This window comes from Streptomyces yunnanensis (assembly GCF_029011865.1).
In the GTDB taxonomy this organism is placed as follows: Bacteria; Actinomycetota; Actinomycetes; order Streptomycetales; family Streptomycetaceae; genus Streptomyces; species Streptomyces yunnanensis.
In genome coordinates, this window is record NZ_CP095749.1 from 9070403 (window position 1) to 9088358 (window position 17956).

Consider the following 17956-nt stretch of genomic DNA (forward strand, 5'->3'; position numbering starts at 1 on the left):
GGACAGTCGCGCCGTCGCGCCGTCGCTCGCGCAGGCGGTGGGGTCACTTCGATCAGGGGCGGCCGAGGAGTTGGGTGCCGGCCGTGGAGTCGGTGCGCGCGGTGAAGTAGTCGGTGAACGCCCGCAGGAACTCCTCCTCGGTGATCTGCCCGTCGCCGTCGACATCGAGTTGACGGAAGCCGTGGTTGAGTTCGGCCGGGTGGACGCGGGAGCCGCCGAAGAGGGTGCGGTATTCGTCGGCGCCCAGGTGGCCGCTGCCGTCGGTGTCGGCGACGCGGAAGAGGGTACGCAGCGCGGCGTGCAGGCCCTTGTCGAGGTAGTCGGGGTCGCGGTCGATGCCGGCGAGCATGGCGGTGGTGAACTCGGCGCGGGAGACCCGGTCGTCGCCGTCGGTGTCCATCGAGGTGCGGATGTGCTGCCACCAGGCGTCGAAGCCCGCGTACACCTGGGCCTGTCGCTCGTCGTCCAGTTCCAGTTGCCAGCAGACGTTGTGCGCCATGGCCTGGAGGTCGGGGCCGGTGAGGTAGCCGTCGCCGGTCTGGTCCAGCACCTGCCGGAAGAACGCCTCCACCCGTGCTCGGCGCGTGCTGCCGCGACCGGACCGGCGGGGCCGTGGCACCCGCCCGGCCCGCGTGGTGCCACCGCCGCCGTGCGGCGCGGCGGCCGTCTGCCCGGCGGCGGCCGCACGGGCTGATTCCGGGGTGTGGTAGCGCAGCCGGTCGGGCAGGTGCGTCATCAGGCGGCGCATGCCGTGGTGCAGCGACCAGGACAGGGCGGCGGCGCCATGACTGCGACGCAGGCCGAAGCGCTCGCGGAAGGCCGGTGGCAGGTCCGCGAGGGTCAGGGCCGTCAACATGCGGGCGACCACCGGGCGGATGAGCGGCCAGGCGGGTCGGAGGCGGCCGAGGCGGCGCGGGGCGGGAGCCTGGCGCAGCATCTGGAACAACAGGTCGTGTGCGGCCGCGGTGTACTCCAGGCGTTCGCGGATGGTGCGTTCCATGTAGGCGGGTACGTCCGCGGCGGTGGCGGGGAAGAGTTCCGCCGGCAGCGCGAACTCGTCGCACACGGCGCGGAACTCGGCGTACAGCTGGTCGCGTTGGGCCGGATCGAGGGGAGTGTCGGCCAGTTCGCCCATCGCCGTCATCGACTCGTACAGCGTCACCAGTACCCATACCCGCACCGCCGGGTCCAGCGCCGTGAACGCCCGGCCCTGTCCGTCGGTGCCCTGGATGCGGCGGTGCGCCCGTTCCAGGCGGGCGATTTCCCGGCGCAGCCCGTCGCGGTCGGAGAAGAACAGTCGTTGGCCGCTGTCCATGGTGTGCGCCACCCGCCGCCAGGGATGGGCGCGGTAGGTCGAGAATTCCGCGAGGCCAGCGGCGACGCCGGGATCGGCGTTCTGCAGCACCAGCAGACGCCATGCCACCAGGGCGATCCGCCGCTCCCCGAGGGTGCGGCGCAGCAAGGAGTCAGGGCCAGGCAGGACAGTGGTCACGGGCGTCTCCCAGGGGACGGTGTGTCGGAAGTGATCGAAATCGCGCTGCGGTACAACTAGCCGTCCGCAAACGTGACTTGGAAGCCGTTCCCGTGGGAATCCACACGTCCGGGCGATCTGACGGCCCGACAGGTTTGCCGTCTCGTGCGCCGCGTCCCGGGATGTGCCCCGTCCTTGCCAGCCGTGACCGCGTCCGTTTACGGGCCGTAACCGGGCAAGTGAGTGGCCGTTAACCCGTCCATGAGCGATATGAACGACCGTCTACTCAGCCTCGTCGACGGTGTGGTGGACCTGGACGAGCCACGCCTGCCGCTGCTGACCCTGCGGGAGGCGCAGGCCGCGATCGAGCTGTTGCGGCTGCTGGCGGCGGGGAACGGCGAAGGGGCGCACGCGGCACGCCACTTGGCGCGGAGCCTGGTGCGACGACTGCCGTCCGAGCAGTGACTCCGAAGTGACTCCGCAACGAGTCCGCAGTGACGCCGTACCGGTACCGGTACCGGTACCGGTACCGGTGTCAGTGCCGGTGTCAGTGCCGGTGGGCGCCGGCGCCGATCCGGGTGGGGTGGGTGGGGCCGGGGGTGAAAATCCGGAATCGGTAAGATTTTCGATATGGCAAAACACCTGTTATTCACGGCCCTTGGTGGTTACGGACACGTCAACCCCACGTTGCCGCTGGTCGAGGAACTCGTGCGGCGCGGCCATCGCGTGGACTACGCCACCGGCGAGATACACGCCGATGAGGTCACCAAGGCCGGTGCGCGCTGGGTGGAGCTGCCGTCGCTCCCCCCGATGCAGCCGGCCGCCGACTTCGGACCGGAGACCTTCGGTCGCTTCATGAGCCACCTGTTCGCCGCGATGCGCGACGCCTACCCGGTGTTGCGCGAACACTGCACCACCGAGCCGGTCGAGGCGATCTGCTTCGACGGCATGAACTGGTCCGCCCGGGTCGTCGCCGAACAACTGGGGCTGCCGGCCGTCCGCCTCCTCCCTCACTTCGCTTCCAACGAGCACTACTCGCTGTTCACCGGCTTCATGGACGCCACCGGCGAGGAGAGTCCGGTCGCCGCGGCGATCGCCGCCGGCTGCGAGCGGTTCACCGCCGAACACGGCGTCGCGCTCGACCCGGCGAACCTGCTGGACGTGGCCGCGGAGCGCAACTTGGTATTCATACCGAGGGAGTTCCAACCGGCCGGCGACACCTTCGACGAGCGCTACCACTTCATCGGCCCCTCGCTGGGCAGCCGGGCGGACGAACCCTGGTCGCCGCGGGACCCCGAGGCGCCGGTGCTGTTCATCTCGCTCGGCACGGTCTTCAACAACCGGCCCGAGTTCTACCGCACCTGCATAGAAGCCTTCGCCGACGAGCCGTACCAGGTCGCCATGTCCGTGGGCGAGCTGGATCCGGCGGAGCTGGGACCGCTGCCGGCCTCGTTCGACGTCCGGTCGCGGTTCCCGCAGCCGGCCGTGCTCCAGCGGGCGACCGCGTTCGTCTCGCACACCGGCATGAACTCCACGATGGAGTCGCTCTATTACGGCGTCGGCCTGATAGCCGTCCCGCAGATGCCCGAGCAGGCCGCCAACGCCGGCCGGGCGGCCGAGCTCGGGCTCGGCGAGCAGCTCGACGCGCGCACGGTGACCGCCGAGTCGCTGCGCGCCGCGGTCGCCCGGGTCGCCACCGACCCCACGGTCCGCGCCAACCTCGACCGGATGCGCAAGGTCGTCCGGGGGAGCGGCGGCGCCGCGCGCGGCGCAGAGGTGATCGAGGAGTATCTGGGCTGAGCGGTCGGCCGGTCCCCCGCAGGGTGGTGCGGGCGGACCGGCCTCCGCGTCACCCGCCGGACCCGGGGGCGGAGCCGGGCGCCGGGTCGCTGAGCATGCCGGCGCGCAGCGTCGTCAGGGTGCGGCTGAGCAGACGGGAGACGTGCATCTGGGACACGCCGAGCTCGGCCCCGATCTGGGACTGGGTCATCTCCTGGCCGAAGCGGAGCTCGATGATGCGGCGTTCCCGCGGCGCGAGTTGCCGCAGCAGCGGTGCCAGGGCGTGCAGGTCCTCGACGGTCTCCAGGGCGGGGTCGGCCTCGCCGAGGACGTCGGTGAGCGCCCGGCGTCGGTCGAGCGGGTCGGCATCGACCGGGGTGTCCAGCGAGTCCGCGGAATAGCCGTTGGCCGCGACCAGCCCCTCGATCACCTCCTCCTCCGGCAGCCGCAGATGCGCCGCGAGTTCGGCGACCGTGGGATCGCGGTCCAGGCCCGCGTGCAACGCCTCCTTGGCCTTGGCGAGTTCGGTGCGCAACTCCTGGAGCCGTCGGGGGACGTGCACCGCCCACCCGGTGTCCCGGAAGAAGCGCTTGATCTCGCCGAGGATGTACGGGACGGCGAAGGTCGAGAACTCCACCTCGCGGGAGAGGTCGAAGCGGTCGATGGCCTTGATCAGCCCGATGATGCCGACCTGGACGATGTCCTCCATGTCGTCGCCGCGATGACGGTAGCGGCGGGCGACGAACCGCACCATCGACATATTCATCTCGATGAGGGTGTTCCGCGCATATTGGTACGCACGGGTGCCCTCCTCGAGGTGGCGCAGCCGGTCGAAGAACTGCTTGGAGAGCTCGCGTGCGTCCCGGGGCGCTATGGCCCGCGGGCACCTGACCTCCGGGAGACCGCCGTCGTGTTCCGTGGTGTGCGCTGGCATCGCGGTGCCGTTCACGACGATGGTCATCACGCCTCCCTCCGTGCCCGGCCCCCGCGGGCACCTGTGGCGCCGCCTACCCGGAAGGGACCGGGGCATGCACGGAGGGTGGCGATTCGGTATGCGTCGCTTACGCGGCGGGGTGGGTCACGTCAGGCGCAGAGCGATGTGGATGCCCTTGCCGTCCGCCGACGGCGTGATGGCGACGGACGTGGCGAGTCGGCGGACGAGTGACCAGCCGTAGCCGCCGATCCGGCCGTCCCGGATGTCGGACGGGACGACGGGGCGGACGGGGCTGGCGTCCTCGACGATCACTTCGAGGCGGTCCCCGGCGATGCGGGCGGCGAACCCGGTGACCCCGCCGGCGTGCCGCAGGGCGTTGGTCACCAGTTCCGAGGTGATCAGCAGGGCATCGGCCACCACTACCTCGTCGACCTGCCGATGACAGGCATGCAGCAGGGCCAGCACGCGGTCGCGGGCTTCGGCCGAGGTAGCGGGCAGTTCCACGGTGCGAGCCACCGTTCACCTCCCCTGTCGGTGCGGGATCCGACCCAGGGTGTGCGCCTACCCGCCGTCCTGCAAAACGTGCATCGGGGGGCCACTCTGCCACACCGCTGCGCGCGGGCCGGCGGCCCCGGGGGTACGACCGAGCGAGGGAGGAGGAGCGCGGGGCCGGGGCCGCCGGCCGGGTCGGACGTGGGCGACGACCTCGGCGATCATCGCGTCGAGGGCCGCGATGCGGTCCGCGGACCGCGGTCGATCAGTCGCCTGCCGCGCGGCCCCGGCACCTCGGCGTGGCGGCGGTGGGCGACCCCGGGTCAGCGACCGGAGAGCTCCACCGCGGCGGCCCGCCGCACCAGCACCAGCTGCTGCGCCAACAGCACCACGCCGAAGTAGAACAGCACGGTGACCGCCCCGAGTTCGGCCGCGACCGCGGTGTCGATCAGGAAGTGCTGCCCCAGGCCGAGGACCCACAGCGCCGCGGTGAGCACCGTGCCCTGCCGCACGACCCGCCCGTCGCGCACCGACAGCCGCACCGTGAACGCGCGCACCGCCGCCAGCAGCACCCCGACGACCAGGCTCGCGACGACCAGGGCACCGTCCCGCCAGGACAGCGGATGGGACGCGACGTACATGCCGGTCTCCACCGCGCCGATGACGACCAGCACCAGGCCGACCGGGGATTTCTCCCGCAGGGGCCGCTCCGTGAGCTGCCGGGACAGCAGCCAGATCAGCACGACGGCGGTGATGGCGAGATTGTTGACGGTGGGATTGTCCATGGCCCCCAGAACCTTCTGTACGACGACGAGCGTGGGCGGTGGCGAGGCACCACCACTCCTCACCCTGCGGCAGGAGCCCAGGTCAACGGATCGGCCACCGGGTTGGAGAAAAGGGTGGAGATCGCGTCGGCCCGGTCCGGGCTCCGTGCCGGTGCGGCCACAATGGGCCCGTGCGGAACGACGACATACCCGGGCGAGGGGCCCGTGGATTCCGGGACGGCCTCGACGCCTCCCGCCTGCGCAGGCTCGCCCTGCACGGCCTGGCCATCGCCCTCGCCGTCACCTTCCACAGCTTCACCGCCCACCCGCCGTGGCACACCGCGCTCCTGTGCGCGCTGCTCGGGCTGTGGGCGGTGACCGCGACCGTCCGGCACGTCCTCACGCCGCGCTGGACGCAGACGGCCTGGAGCGTGCTGCTCGTCGGCGGCGGGGTCTGCGCAGGGTTGAGCTCCACGGACGCGTCCGCACCGGCGTTCGTCGGCGCGACCGGCCTGTTCCTGCTGATCTCCGCCGCCGAGACGCCCGCGCTGTGGATCGCCGGCGCCCTCTCCGCCGGCATCGCCGGATTCGCCCTCGCCCATGAGGCCGTCGGCGGCGATCCCCGGCTGACGGTCTCGGTGCTGATCTCCGCCGTGACCGGCTTCGGCTTCGGATTCCTGGCCCGACTGAACGCCCTCGACCGCCGCTCCGAACGCGGCACTGCCGAACGCCGTGCCGAGCACGCGGTGCAGGAGGAACGCGCCCGGATCGCCCGGGACATCCACGACGTCCTCGCCCACTCGCTCGGCGGCCTGGTGATCCAACTGGACGCCCTGGAGGCCGTCTCGGTGGCCCGCGGAGCGGACGCGGACGTGGTGGACCGGGTCCGCGGCGCACGCGCCATGGCCGCGGACGGCCTGGTGGCGGCCAAGCATGCGGTGGACGCCCTGCGCCGGCTTCCCGCCGGCATCGACGCGGCGCTCGGCGAGATCGTCACCGGCGTCCGCGCGCTGGGCATGACCGTGGACGTCGAGGTGCGGGGCGAGCCGGCGCGGGTGCCCGAACCGGTCGGCGAGGTCATCGCCTCCGTCACCGTCGAGGCACTGACCAACGCCCGCAAGCACGCACCCGGCGCGCCCGTCGCCGTCGTCGTGACGGCGGGCCGGGACGCGGCACTGCTGCGCGTGGCCAACCGGCTGGCCCCACCCGCCGAACGACCGGAACCCGGCGTCACGGGCGGCCACGGCGTGCCCGGCATGCGGGAACGCGCGGAGATCGTCGGCGGCGGACTGACCGCCGGCGCGGTGAACGGAGAGTGGATCGTGGAATGCCGGGTGCCCTATGAGTGACCGACCGATCCGGGTGATCGTCGCCGACGACCAGGCCGCGGTGCGCGACGGCCTGGTGACCATCCTCGACCACGAACCCGACATCGACGTCGTCGGCTCCGCGGCCGACGGCGCGACCGCCGTCGAACTGGCCCGGCACCTGACCCCCGCCGTGGTGCTCATGGACCTGCGGATGCCCGGCGTCGACGGCATCGCCGCCACCCGCACCCTCACCGCGCTCGACCCGGCACCCGCGGTGCTGGTGCTCACCACCTACGCCGACGACGCCTCCATCGTCGGCGCGCTCCAGGCCGGCGCCGCCGGCTACCTCACCAAGAGCGCCGGCCGCGCCCAGATCGTCTCCGCGATCACCGCGACCGCCGACGGGCACCGCACCTTCGCCCCGGAGATCGCCTCGGCCATGGTGCGCGGACTGACCCACCGCACCGCCCTGGAACGGATCGCGGCAGCGCACGCCCTGACGGTGCAGGAGACCCGTGTCCTGCAACTGCTCAGCGAACGCCGCACCAACCGTGCCATCGCCGAATCCCTCTACGTCTCCGTCGCCACCGTCAAGACCCACGTCAACAACCTCTTCGGCAAGCTCCAGGTCGGCAGCCGGGCGGAGGCGGCGGCCCTGGTCGAGCGGGTACGCGATCACGGCCTCTGACGTAACGTCACCTTGCGCACCGTCACCTTGCATACGTACCGTCACCTCACACCCGGTGCCCACTACTCCGACGCCTCACCCGAGCGACACCGGCAACCGTCGCAACGCATGCGACCGGAACGACTCCCGCCACTCCAACTGGTCGTAAAGAACGGCAAGTTGCAGCTCGGGGAACCGTTCGACCAGCGTGCCCAGCGCGATCCCGATCTCCATCCGGGCCAGCCACGCCCCCAGGCAGTAGTGCGGCCCGTGGCCGAGGCGAGTTGGGCCTTGTCCGGCCGGTGGATGTCGAAGCGGTCCGGTTCGGGATAGCGGTGCGCCGAGGCCGGTGAGAGCAGCACGGTGTCGCCGGCCGGGATCCGGGTACCGGCGATCCCCACGGCCTCGGTGGGGAACCGGCGGATCGCCATCTGGTCGGGGTGGGCGCAACGCAGCAGTCCCTCGACGGCCTCCGGCATGAGTTCCGGCCGGCGACGGAGCGCCGCGAGCTGCTCGGGGCGGCACAACAGGGTGAGCAGCCCGCCGCCGTGGGATCCGCGAAGAACTCCGCGTCTGGACGCGACGGTTGCCGCACTCCGCCGCCTTCCGCCGCGCTGTCCCGTCCGGTCTCGTCCACGACGTGCCTGGTGACGATCCGGAAACCTTTGACACCGCTTCACGCCCCCTGCTATCCATGGAACGCCGAACAAAGCGGAATCGGATTCCGATTCCTCGTCATCGCATCCTATCGACGACGGCTCAGCGCGTCCCCAGACGGACCCAGAAGGGAACTCCAGATGCCCAAGGACCGCTTCTTCCTGCTGGACGCGGGTGCCTCCCGCTCCACCCTCACTCCCGTCCCCTTGCCGTCAGGCACGACACTCAAGGCCGGCCCCGGGGACACCGAGGGCCGCTTCTCCCTCATGGAGGAGCAAGGGGACGGAGGCACTGGCACCCCCGCCCAAGTACCCAACGCCATACGCACCTTGGACTCCGACGCCTTCCTCTACGTCCGCGAAGGCGACCTAGGCATCGACATCGGAGACCAGACCCACCGCCTCACCAGCGGCATGTGCGCCCTGGTGCCCCGCGGACTCCCACACGCCCTGCGCAACCTCGGCGGCGCCGACTCCGCCCCGCACACCCTCCAGTTGTCGGCGCCAGGTGTCCCGGGCCAGTCCGATGCCGCTGACGGTGGCGCCGCCCGGCGCGTCTTCGTACTCGGCCCAGGCGAGGCGCGACCCGGCCGAATCCCGGTACCGCCCGCCTTCAGCGTCAAGGCCCGCACCGCCGACACCGCCGGACTCTTCTCGTTCCTGGAAGTCACCGTGGCCCAGCCCATCCCGCGGCACACCCACCACGTGGCCGACGAGGGCATCTATGTGCTCGACGGTGCACTGCACATCGACTTCGACGGCGACGAACACATCGCGCGCCCGGGGCAGTTCGTCCTGCTGCCGCACGGAGTCCCGCACGCGATCCGCCCCGGTTCCACCCCACCGCCCCGCGTGCTCCAGATCTCCTCGCCCGGCGGCTGGGAGTGCGTGGTGGAGACCCTGATCGAGCACCGAACCGAGGTGAGCAGGGGCGGACGCCTCGATCCGGCCGCCCTCAACCGGTACACGCGCCGGTACCACGTCACCTACGAGGAGGAGTCGGCGGACGGCCAGGGCATACCTGGTTGAGGGAGCGGCCGGTCCGTCCGATGCGTCCGCTGCCTCCGCCGACGCTGGCCCGGATGGCAGGATCGGCTGTGCGTCGTGAAGAGGCTGCGCACCGGCACATCGGTTGCTGACCTTGGTGGGCGATTCCTCCTGGTCAGCGGCGCTCCTTGGGCTTTCTGCTGAAGGCATTCCGCGTTCATGGTGGAGAAAGCGCATTGCGGGTGGGGGTGCCGACGGATTGGATCGGCGACGGATGGATTGGATCGGCGGTACGCGGCACCCCGATCCCGATGGGTGACATGGGCGAGGTGGTGACTGACCGGGGCGAGCGAACTGGCCCTAGCGCAAGGTGAGTTGCAGCAGGTATCGGATCGAGCGTGTGGTGCACGTCGGGCCAGACGGCTCCGCCGGCCCGCGGTGGGCTTCCGGTTCGGAAACAGGTACAGAAGGAAGCGAATGACATCCATGCTCGACGGCTGCACGCCCTGGCCCGAGGTGTTCGTCGACCGCTACTGGGCGGCCGGGCACTGGCGTGGCAATACGCTGGACAACCTGCTGCGCGGTTGGGCCTTGCAGTACGGACCGCGGACCGCACTCGCGCACGGCGACATCCGCATCACATACGCGGCCCTCAACCGGCGCGTGGACCGCATGGCCGCCGGTTTCCGGCTGCGCGGCCTCCGGCCCGGGCAACGGGTCGTGGTCCAGCTGCCGAACGTCCCCGAGTTCGTCGTCACCGCGTTCGCGTTGATGCGCGTCGGCGCGGTCCCGGTGTTCTGCCCGGTCTCGTGCCGCACGCCCGAGGTGTCCCACCTCGTGCGGATCGCAGAGGCCGTCGGATACGTCGGTCCCTCGACGTACCGGGGCTTCGACCACACGGCGATGGTCGCGGGCATCGCGGCCCAAGGTCCCTTCCTGCGGCGGGTGTTCACCCTTGCGGCGCCAGACGCCTCGTCCCCGTACGGCGGCCTTTCGACCGACCCGTCGGGCTGTCACTACTTCCCACTGGCGTCCGTCGACGCCCCGCCCGAGCGGGCGCTCGTGCAGAGCGCCGACCAGGTGGCGTTCTTCCTGTTCTCCGGTGGTGCCACCGGGGCGCCCAAGCTCGTCCCGCGCACCCACAACGACTACGCCTACCAGGCGCGGGCCGCCGCCGAGCTGGTATCGCTCACCGAGAACGACGTGTATCTCGCCGCGCTGCCCGCCGAGTCCAACTTCACCTTCGGATGCCCAGGCATCATCGGCACCCTTTCCGTCGGCGGCACCGTCGTCCTGGTCGAGAACCCGGAACCCGCCGCGTGCCTTCCAGTCATCGGGCGAGAGCGGGTCACCGTCACGTCGCTGGAGCCCGCCGTCGCCCAACGCTGGCTCGACGAACTACCGGAAATGCGGGCCGACTTGAGCAACCTGCGTCTCGTGCAGATCGACGGCCCCACCGTGCCCCGCGCGGTCGCCGAACGCATAGGCCCCGAATGGGGCTGCCGCCTGCAGCAGGTGTTCGGCATGGCCGAGGGGCTGCTCATTCTCACCCGGCCCACCGATCCGGACGAGACCGTGCTCAGCACGCACGGCCGCCCGCTCTCGCCCGACGACGAGATCCGCATCGTCGACCTCGACGGCAGGGACGTGCCGGACGGGGAACCAGGCGAACTCCTCGCCCGCGGTCCATACACCCCGCGAGGCTACTACCGGGCGCCCGAGCGCAACGCACGCTCCTTCACCACCGACGGCTTCTTCCGCACCGGCAACCTCGCGCGACGCACCCCGGACGGCAACCTGGCGGTGACCGGCCGCCTTCACTGAGCACGTCCCGGTGGATCACGCGGCCCTTCCGGTTCGGGCTCGGGGTGTGACCTGTTGAAGGCACCCGACCGGCAATGGAGCGCCCCTTCAAAGGACTCCAAGTCGGCCACTTCGAATGTTCCTGAAGCTCGCGTCCCCGGTTCGTATGACCCACCACTGACATCGTGCGGGCCGTGCCTGAGCCGAGCCGTTCATGGTGATCCGTACGGTGAACCGCACTCCGAAGCCTCTACCGAGGAGTTGCCTGCATCCGAAGTTCGCCCGGTCCGAATGACGCTCCCAGGATGGGACGGGTCTGGTGATGGCCGGGCAGGTGTTTCAGGATCCAGCGGGCGGTGATGGTGGCGAGGGAGAGGACGGCCTCGGCCGTCGCGAAGGTGTCGCCGATGCACTTGCGGGCGCCGGTGGCGAAGGGGATGAAGGCGTTGCGGGGAGGTTGGGGGTGCTCGGGGTCCCAGCGGTCGGGGTCGAAGGTTTTGGGGTCGGGGTAGAGGTCGGGTCGGTGGTGGATGAGGTAGGGGCTGTAGACGATGCTGGTGCCGGCGGGCAGTGGGTGCCTGCCCAGGTGGGTGTCGTGGGTGACCGTGCGGGTGAGGAACCAGGCCGAGGGGTACAGGCGGAGGGTTTTGGTGATGATGCGTTCGGTCAGTTCCAGGCGGGGCACATCGGCGTGGGTGGCCGGGTTTCCGCGCAGGACGGTGTCGACCTCGGCGTGCAGCCGCTGTTCGATCTCGGGGTGACGGGCCAGCAAATCCAGGGCCCAGGCCAGAGTGCTGGCCGTCGTCTCCGTCCCGGCCAGGAAGACCGTGAGGATCGTGTCGCTGATCTCCGCGTCCGTCATGCCGCGGCCGCCGTCTTCGACGTCCCGGGCTGCGACCAGGGCCGAGAGCAGGTCTCCGTGGTCGGTGCCGTCGGCGCGCCGCTCGGCGATGATCCGGTCGCAGGTGCGCCGCAGGCGGGTGTGGGCGGACTGATAGGCGCGGTTGCCCGGAGTGGGCAGCCGGTCCAGCGGCGGGATCAGGAACATGCGCCGGAAGACCCCGCCCGCGATGGTCTTGACGTCGTCCGTGAGCCGTCCGAGCTCGGCTGCGGGCAGCGAGCCGGAAAAGGAGGGAGCGTGTGAGGGGGCCGCACCGCTCTTACGGCTGTGCCAGCTGCCACGGCCACGGCCATGACCATGGCGAGGATGCGCCGGGTGACGCGAACGGCTACGCCCTCGTGGGCCCGACCGCGGCACTGTCGGCCCCACTTGCCGGTCGTGATGCTCCGGCTCGGCGTGGTGGTCACGGAGTTGCCGCTGCCGCCCGCATGGTGCCAACGCCCTTGAATATGGCGGAGGTTGTGGCAATCGGAAGGCGTGCGGGGGCAGGTGTGACAGACGGGATGGGCCTGGCGGGCGCGGCAGCGTCGTCCCGGGCCGGAAATGCGGGTGCCGCGTGCGGGCGCCGTTGACATGATCAGCCGCATGAAGGTACTCGTGATCGGGGCGACCGGCACCATCGGCAGTGCGGTCGCCCACGCACTGGAAGCCACGCACCAGGTGGTCAAGGCATCCCGCAGCGGACCATTGCGCACAGACTTGGAGGACCCCTCGTCCGTCGACGCGCTCTTCGAGGGGGTGCCGGACCTGGACGCGGTGGTGTGCTGCGCCGCAAGTGGACCGTTGGTGGACCTGGCGTCCGTGACGGACGACGAGTTCGTGGCCGGTGTCCAGGGCAAGCTGCTGGGCCAGGTCGCGCTGGCCCGGCGGGCCGTGCACCACCTGCGGGACGGCGGATCCATCACGCTGACCGGAGGCACGTTCTCCGCGCCCCTGGCCGGCGGTTCGCTGGGTGCCCTGGTCAACTCCGGTCTGGAGGGCTTCGTGCGCAACGCGGCCAGTGAGTTGCCCCGACGGCTGCGCATCAATCTCATCAGCCCCGGTTGGATCAAGGAGACCTTGGACAGCATGGGGGCGGACGGCGCCGACGGCACCCCGGTGGCCGAGGTCGCCCGAGCGTACGTCGACGCCGTGGAGGGCACGATGCGGGGGCGGATCATCCGTCCGTGAGGCCCGGTGGAGGGGTGCACAGGTGCCCCTCCACCGGGGCGCTTCCGTGAGTCAAGCGGACGTCGGCCCGGCCGAGTTCGTCGTCGTCTTCGCCTTCGTCGTCTGCTCCGTTGTTTCCTTCGTTACTTCCTTCGTCTTCGTTGTCGGTGGTGCGGAGACCAGTGTCTGCGGTGGGGTCGGCTCGGGCAGCGTCCGGAACAGCAGCCAGCTCACCACGGGCATCAGGATCAGCGGGGACAGCGCCGTCCGAAGGGAAGTGGCGTCCGCCAGGCTGCCGAGGAGCGGACTGGCGAGTCCGCCGATGCTGACGGTCAAGCCGAGGGTGATCCCGCTGGCCGTGCCCATCCGCGAGGGGAGATAGTCCTGACCGAGCGTGACTTGGAGCGAGAACGGCACGTACAGGCCGGCGGAGGCCAGTGCCACGAACGCATAGATCGCCGGGCCGGGAACGTAGACGACGCCTGCCACTGCGGCGACGGAGAGCAGGTAGGACCTGCGGACGACGGTGACCCGGTCCCAGCGGTTGGCGAGGCTGCCGCCCAGCATGGTGCCCACCGCCCCACCGAGGTAGAGCACGCACAACGCCACCGTGCCCGTAGCCGGACCGCCTCCGGTGCGCTGTCGGACGTAGAACGCGAGGAACGTGCTCAGGCCGATGAAGACGATGGATCGGCAGACCACTGCCAGGGACAGTTTGACGAAGGAGGTCTTGTCGTCGCCGACCCGCCAGGGGCCTTCAGTGGAGCCGGGGGCCGACTCAAGGGGTGAGCCGGGGGGCGAGTGGGGAGGGGACGGGGGTTCGCTCGCGTCATCGGCAGGAGGGGCGATCCGAGGGTCGGACTGGGGATGGAGCCGAGGGCCGGACTGGGGATCGGTCTGGGGATCGTTCTGCGGTGTCCCGGTTGTTGTCCGGCTCAGCAGGCGCAGGGCGGGCAGGCACAGCACGCTGCCAGCGAGGGCCGGTATCAGTAGCAGGGGTGACTGGCACAGGCCGCCGGTCGCGATGACTGCGGTGACCAGGACCGGTGCCGCGGCGAAGCCGAGGTTGCCGCCCAGCGAGAACCACCCCATCGCGGTGTGACTGCCCCGGCTGGCGAGCCGGGCGACGCGGGCCGACTCGGGATGGTAGGCGGCCACCCCGACCCCGGAAACCGCCACGAACGCCAACGTCAGCGAATAGGAACCGGCGAGGCCGCTGAGCGCGATCCCCAGTCCGCCCAACACTGTGCTGACGGGCAGTAGCCAGGGCAGTGCCCGGCGGTCGGTGAGGGCGCCGAAAAGCGGTTGGGCGACCGACGACAGGAGTGAGGCGGCGAGGACGATGCCGGAGGCGGTGGCGTAGGTGTAGGCGCGCTCGGCGACGAAGAACGGGACGAGCGACGCCACCGCCCCCTGATAGACGTCCACACAGGCATGCCCGATCGACAGGAGGAGGATCGACTGGTCCCGCGCCGACGCGTGCCCGCCTGTTGCGGTGCTGCGCGCCGCGTTCCTCGATGACTGGTTCCGTTTCCTTGACACGGCGCCATGCTCGCCGCAGGCCCTCGTGTCGCACTTCCGATAAAGTGCCAATCGATGACGAAAATCCGCCACGAGCCGATCGCGCCGACCCGCGCCCAGTGGCTGTCTCCCGGCGAGGGCATCGACGCCCACCGCCATGACGACCACCAGATCGCCTATGCCGCCCGCGGAGTGCTCGCCATCACCACGGACGCCGGGACCTGGGTCGCTCCGGCCAACCGCGCCATCTGGGTCCCGGCCGGCCGTGCGCACGCCCACCAGGCCCACGGCACCCTCGAACTGCACCTGGTGGGCCTGCCGGCCACCGACAACCCGCTCGGCCTGGACGAGCCCACGGTGCTGACCGCCAGCCCCTTGCTGCGCGAGCTGATCCTCGCCTACACCCGCGCACCGCACGACGAAGGCCCCGAACGCGCACGCCTTCGCGCCGTCCTGCTCGACCAACTGCGTGCCTCGCCGCAGCAGCCCGTGCACCTGCCCGCCCCCGCCTCGCTCCGGCTCCAGGCACTCTGTGCGCTGCTGCGCGCCGATCCGGCCGACAACCGCACCCTGGCTGCCCTGGGCAGGGAGATCGGCGCCAGCGATCGCACCCTCTCCCGCCTCTTCAAGTCCGAACTCGGCATGACCTTCCCGCAGTGGCGCACCCAACTGCGCCTGTACCACGCCCTGGTGCTGTTGGCGGAGAACACTCCGGTCACCGCCGTGGCCCACCTGTGCGGTTGGTCGTCCGCCAGCGCCTTCATCGACGTCTTCCGTCGTGCCTTCGGCCACACGCCGGGCGCCCATCAGGCGGATGCCGGGCGGCCCGCAGCAGGCGCCCGCATCACCCCAGGCAACGCCCACGACGCCGCGCTGCGCTGAAGTGCCACGTGCCGAGCCTGAAATCCCCTATCAGCCACCAGCCACCAGTTATCGGCTATCAGCTGTCGGCTCTAGGGCACCTGGTGTCCGGGCGAGATGACTTGCGGGACGCATCGTCATTCTGCGATAGTTCGATCCGTACCCGCTTGATCGATAGTGGGCACCGGTGACGTGCATGAGGAGCTGCGCCATGGGTGGTATTGACGGCCTGGATCTCGGCACGTTCGGGATCTACACCTTCGACTTCGAGCACCAACCGGCCGCGCAGCTGCGCGAGTCGATCCAGGAACTGGAGGAACAGGGATGGCAGGCAGTCTGGATCCCTGAGGTCGGCGGGCGCGAGGCGCTCACGCACGCCGGCTTCCTGCTGTCCGCCACCGAGCGGATGCACGTCATCAACGGCATTGCCCGAATCTGGTCGCGTGGGGCCCGCTCGACGTACGGCGCCAGTCTCCTCCTCGCCGATGCCTACCCCCACAGGCACGTACTCGGCCTGGGGTTCGGTGGTGAGCCGCGGCCAGGGGTCAAGCCCGTGGCGGCGATGATCGAATACCTCGACGCACTGGACGCACTCGCACCGTCCGACCCCGCGCCGCGCGCCCCGATGCACCGTGTCCTGGCCGCGTACGGGCCCAGGATGTTGGAGTTGGCGCGCGAGCGTTCGGCCGGTGCCCACACCTACCACGTGAATGTGGCCCACACCGCGCAGGCACGGGAGATCCTCGGGCCGGAAGCGTTCCTCGGGGTGGAGCATGCGGTCCTGTTCGAGTCCGACCCCGCCACGGCCCGCGCCGTCGCCCGGGAGCACCTGCACGGCTACCTTTCCACGCCGTACAACGTCGCGAAGTTCCGCCGACTCGGCTACGCGGAGGAGGAGTTCGCCAACGGCGGCAGCGACCGGCTCGTCGACGATTTCGTGTTCTGGGGCGACCTGGACACCATCGCCGAGAAGCTGAACGGTCATGTCGCGGCGGGTGCGGACCACGTCGGCGTGCAGGTGATCGGGGTCGAGCCGGGTCGTTCCGCGATGCCGCACTGGCGCAGGCTCGGGGAAGCCCTGCTGCCGCGGAGCGGTGCCGCCTGAGCCAGGCATGTCAAATCGGGATTCTTCGAAACGTCGGTGTTGGTCGGTACCCTGGGGGCATGACAGACACGGCGACTGCAAACGCGACCACTCCGGATCCCGACGTGGTCGACGTATTGCGGGCGCTGGCGAATCCGATGCGCCTGCAGATGCTGCTGTGGTTGCGGGATCCCATCCGCAACTTCGCAGGCATGGAGACCATCGCCGACCCGCTCGAAGTCGGGGTCTGCGTGAGCCACATCCAGGCCAAGGCAGGACTCGCCCAGTCAACGGTGTCGGCGTACATGGCCGAACTCCAGCGAGCGGGGTTGGTGCGGGCGACGCGGGTGGGCAAGTGGACCCACTACAAGCGCGACGAGCAGCGCATCGCCCAGTTCGTCGCCGCGCTCGGACAGACGTTGTAGAGCCGCGGCCCACCCCTCCGCGCCACCACGGTCACCGTCCCCGGCGCACGCAGCCGCCGACACCCACGGTTCCGAATCCCTGTCCCATCGCTGATCACTGTTCGCTGATCGCCGTCGCTGTAGAGGGAGGAAGCGTCGATGACTGCACGTACGACTCAGCCCGAGCCCGGAACCGACACTGCGCCCGGGCCCGAGTCCAAGACTGTGACCGTGTTGGTGACCACGCCGCGGGGGGTGGTGGGCCGCCATGTGACCGAGGCGTTGCGAGACCGGAGCGACGTGCGCTTTCTGGTGCGTTCGGCGGCGACGGCCCAGGCACTGGAAGGAGCGGTGCGCGGGAAGGTCTTCCGCGGGGACGCAACCAACGCCGAGGACGTGCGGCGCGCGGTCGAGGGTGTGGACCGGCTCTTCCTCGCGCACCCCTTCGCCGAGGACCAGATCGCCGCGGAGACCACCCTCGGCATGGCCGCCGTCGAAGCCGGCGTACGGCGGATCGTCAAACTCGGCGCCCGGCGGTTCGGCTCCGGCATCGCCCCCGACGCGGTGACCGGCAACCACGACGTCATCACCGACCGTCTGCACGACGCCGGCATCGCGGAGCTGACGGTCCTTCAACCCGACCGCTTCCTCCAGAACTTCCTGCCCGCGGCGACCGCCATCGCGCAGGGCACGCTCGCCGATCCGGCCGGGCCCGGTGCCCGGGGCTATGTGGACGTACGTGACATCGCCGACGTCGCGGTCGCCGAACTCCTCGCGGACCGGCCGGTGGGCGGCGCGATCGAGATCAGCGGCCCCGCGGCACTGACCCTGGCCGAGCTCGCCGCCTCCTTCGGGAACGCGCTCGGTGTGCCGGTGCGGCACATCGACATTCCACTGGGCGATGCCTGGCGCGCCGGGTTGGCGGAGCGCGGAGTCTCCCCACAGACCATCGACGGACTGCACGACCTGTACACGAACTATCGCCGCGAGGGTGTGGCGGGCCTGGGCGAGGGCGTCCAGCGCGTCCTCGGCCGGCCGCCGCGCTCGGCCGACGACTTCGCCATGCAGGTCTTGCGGCCGGCCGCATCGCCGGGTGTTCCCGGGCCGGGGTGCTGACTGTGTGGGGGCGGTGAGGCGGAGAGTGCCAGGGCTGACTGGCTCTCCCATTCGAGG

General features: G+C 70.7%; 18 protein-coding genes and 1 pseudogene. 11 read left to right on the plus strand and 8 right to left on the minus strand.

All coding sequences use genetic code 11. The features are described 5' to 3' along the window. Positions 1-52: 52 nt before the first annotated feature. Positions 53-1492 (minus strand): oxygenase MpaB family protein, encoded by a 1440-nt coding sequence (locus tag MOV08_RS39765; RefSeq protein ID WP_275311019.1) that lies wholly within the window; start codon positions 1490-1492, stop codon positions 53-55. A gap of 249 nt (positions 1493-1741) precedes the next feature. Here MOV08_RS39765 and MOV08_RS39770 point away from each other — a divergent pair, with 249 nt between their 5' ends. Next, the gene (locus MOV08_RS39770; RefSeq protein ID WP_275311021.1) at positions 1742-1936 is read left to right on the plus strand and encodes a hypothetical protein; all 195 of its coding nucleotides are present in this window, start codon (positions 1742-1744) and stop codon (positions 1934-1936) included. Positions 1937-2101: 165 nt separating this feature from the next. Beyond that, positions 2102-3271 (plus strand): macrolide family glycosyltransferase, encoded by a 1170-nt coding sequence (locus tag MOV08_RS39775; RefSeq protein WP_275311023.1) that lies wholly within the window; start codon positions 2102-2104, stop codon positions 3269-3271. Between the two features lie 49 nt (positions 3272-3320). On the opposite strand, the gene MOV08_RS39780 is transcribed toward MOV08_RS39775, so the two are convergent. The 3 genes from MOV08_RS39780 to MOV08_RS39790 all read right to left on the minus strand — a co-directional run bounded on the left by MOV08_RS39780 (position 3321) and on the right by MOV08_RS39790 (position 5461). Continuing rightward, on the minus strand, positions 3321-4211 hold the full coding sequence (locus MOV08_RS39780) for an RNA polymerase sigma factor SigF (RefSeq protein ID WP_039639083.1): 891 nt from the start codon (positions 4209-4211) through the stop codon (positions 3321-3323). Positions 4212-4328: 117 nt separating this feature from the next. Beyond that, positions 4329-4700, minus strand: coding sequence for an ATP-binding protein (locus MOV08_RS39785; protein ID WP_039639085.1), 372 nt, complete (start codon positions 4698-4700; stop codon positions 4329-4331). A 299-nt stretch (positions 4701-4999) separates the two neighbouring features. Then, complete coding sequence (locus MOV08_RS39790) at positions 5000-5461, minus strand: DUF1453 family protein (RefSeq protein ID WP_039639087.1); 462 nt, start codon at positions 5459-5461, stop codon at positions 5000-5002. A gap of 170 nt (positions 5462-5631) precedes the next feature. Here MOV08_RS39790 and MOV08_RS39795 point away from each other — a divergent pair, with 170 nt between their 5' ends. Next, entirely contained in the window at positions 5632-6789 is a 1158-nt protein-coding gene (locus MOV08_RS39795) for a sensor histidine kinase (protein WP_052287193.1), read from the plus strand. After that, positions 6782-7438, plus strand: coding sequence for a response regulator transcription factor (locus tag MOV08_RS39800; RefSeq protein WP_205361310.1), 657 nt, complete (start codon positions 6782-6784; stop codon positions 7436-7438). Before MOV08_RS39795 ends, MOV08_RS39800 begins: the two co-directional genes overlap by 8 nt. 75 nt (positions 7439-7513) lie before the next feature. On the opposite strand, the gene MOV08_RS39805 is transcribed toward MOV08_RS39800, so the two are convergent. Further along, positions 7514-7651 (minus strand): hypothetical protein, encoded by a 138-nt coding sequence (locus MOV08_RS39805; RefSeq protein WP_275312068.1) that lies wholly within the window; start codon positions 7649-7651, stop codon positions 7514-7516. 107 nt (positions 7652-7758) lie between these two features. Continuing rightward, positions 7759-7896 (minus strand): annotated as a pseudogene (locus MOV08_RS39810) (cytochrome P450); the annotation flags it as partial. 318 nt (positions 7897-8214) lie between these two features. Between MOV08_RS39810 and MOV08_RS39815 the strand changes: the two are divergent. Then, positions 8215-9102 (plus strand): cupin domain-containing protein, encoded by an 888-nt coding sequence (locus MOV08_RS39815; protein WP_275311024.1) that lies wholly within the window; start codon positions 8215-8217, stop codon positions 9100-9102. A gap of 435 nt (positions 9103-9537) precedes the next feature. Next, complete coding sequence (locus tag MOV08_RS39820; protein WP_275311025.1) at positions 9538-10884, plus strand: (2,3-dihydroxybenzoyl)adenylate synthase; 1347 nt, start codon at positions 9538-9540, stop codon at positions 10882-10884. Positions 10885-11113: 229 nt separating this feature from the next. Here MOV08_RS39820 and MOV08_RS39825 read toward each other — a convergent pair whose 3' ends face one another. Next, positions 11114-12421 (minus strand): cytochrome P450, encoded by a 1308-nt coding sequence (locus tag MOV08_RS39825; protein WP_338057329.1) that lies wholly within the window; start codon positions 12419-12421, stop codon positions 11114-11116. Between MOV08_RS39825 and MOV08_RS39830 the strand changes: the two genes are divergently transcribed. Continuing rightward, entirely contained in the window at positions 12350-12934 is a 585-nt protein-coding gene (locus tag MOV08_RS39830) for a short chain dehydrogenase (protein WP_039642890.1), read from the plus strand. The genes MOV08_RS39825 and MOV08_RS39830 overlap by 72 nt on opposite strands. A gap of 51 nt (positions 12935-12985) precedes the next feature. Here the strand turns inward: MOV08_RS39830 and MOV08_RS39835 are convergent, their stop codons facing one another. Continuing rightward, complete coding sequence (locus MOV08_RS39835; protein ID WP_275311026.1) at positions 12986-14341, minus strand: MFS transporter; 1356 nt, start codon at positions 14339-14341, stop codon at positions 12986-12988. Between the two features lie 168 nt (positions 14342-14509). Here MOV08_RS39835 and MOV08_RS39840 point away from each other — a divergent pair, with 168 nt between their 5' ends. From MOV08_RS39840 to MOV08_RS39855, 4 genes are all read left to right on the plus strand, one after another. Further along, entirely contained in the window at positions 14510-15316 is an 807-nt protein-coding gene (locus MOV08_RS39840; RefSeq protein WP_275311028.1) for a helix-turn-helix transcriptional regulator, read from the plus strand. A 190-nt stretch (positions 15317-15506) separates the two neighbouring features. Next, positions 15507-16400, plus strand: coding sequence for a TIGR03620 family F420-dependent LLM class oxidoreductase (locus MOV08_RS39845; protein ID WP_275311030.1), 894 nt, complete (start codon positions 15507-15509; stop codon positions 16398-16400). A 59-nt stretch (positions 16401-16459) separates the two neighbouring features. Next, positions 16460-16804 (plus strand): ArsR/SmtB family transcription factor, encoded by a 345-nt coding sequence (locus MOV08_RS39850; protein WP_275311032.1) that lies wholly within the window; start codon positions 16460-16462, stop codon positions 16802-16804. Between the two features lie 138 nt (positions 16805-16942). Then, complete coding sequence (locus tag MOV08_RS39855) at positions 16943-17899, plus strand: NmrA family NAD(P)-binding protein (protein ID WP_275311034.1); 957 nt, start codon at positions 16943-16945, stop codon at positions 17897-17899. The last annotated feature ends 57 nt before the right edge of the window (positions 17900-17956 follow it).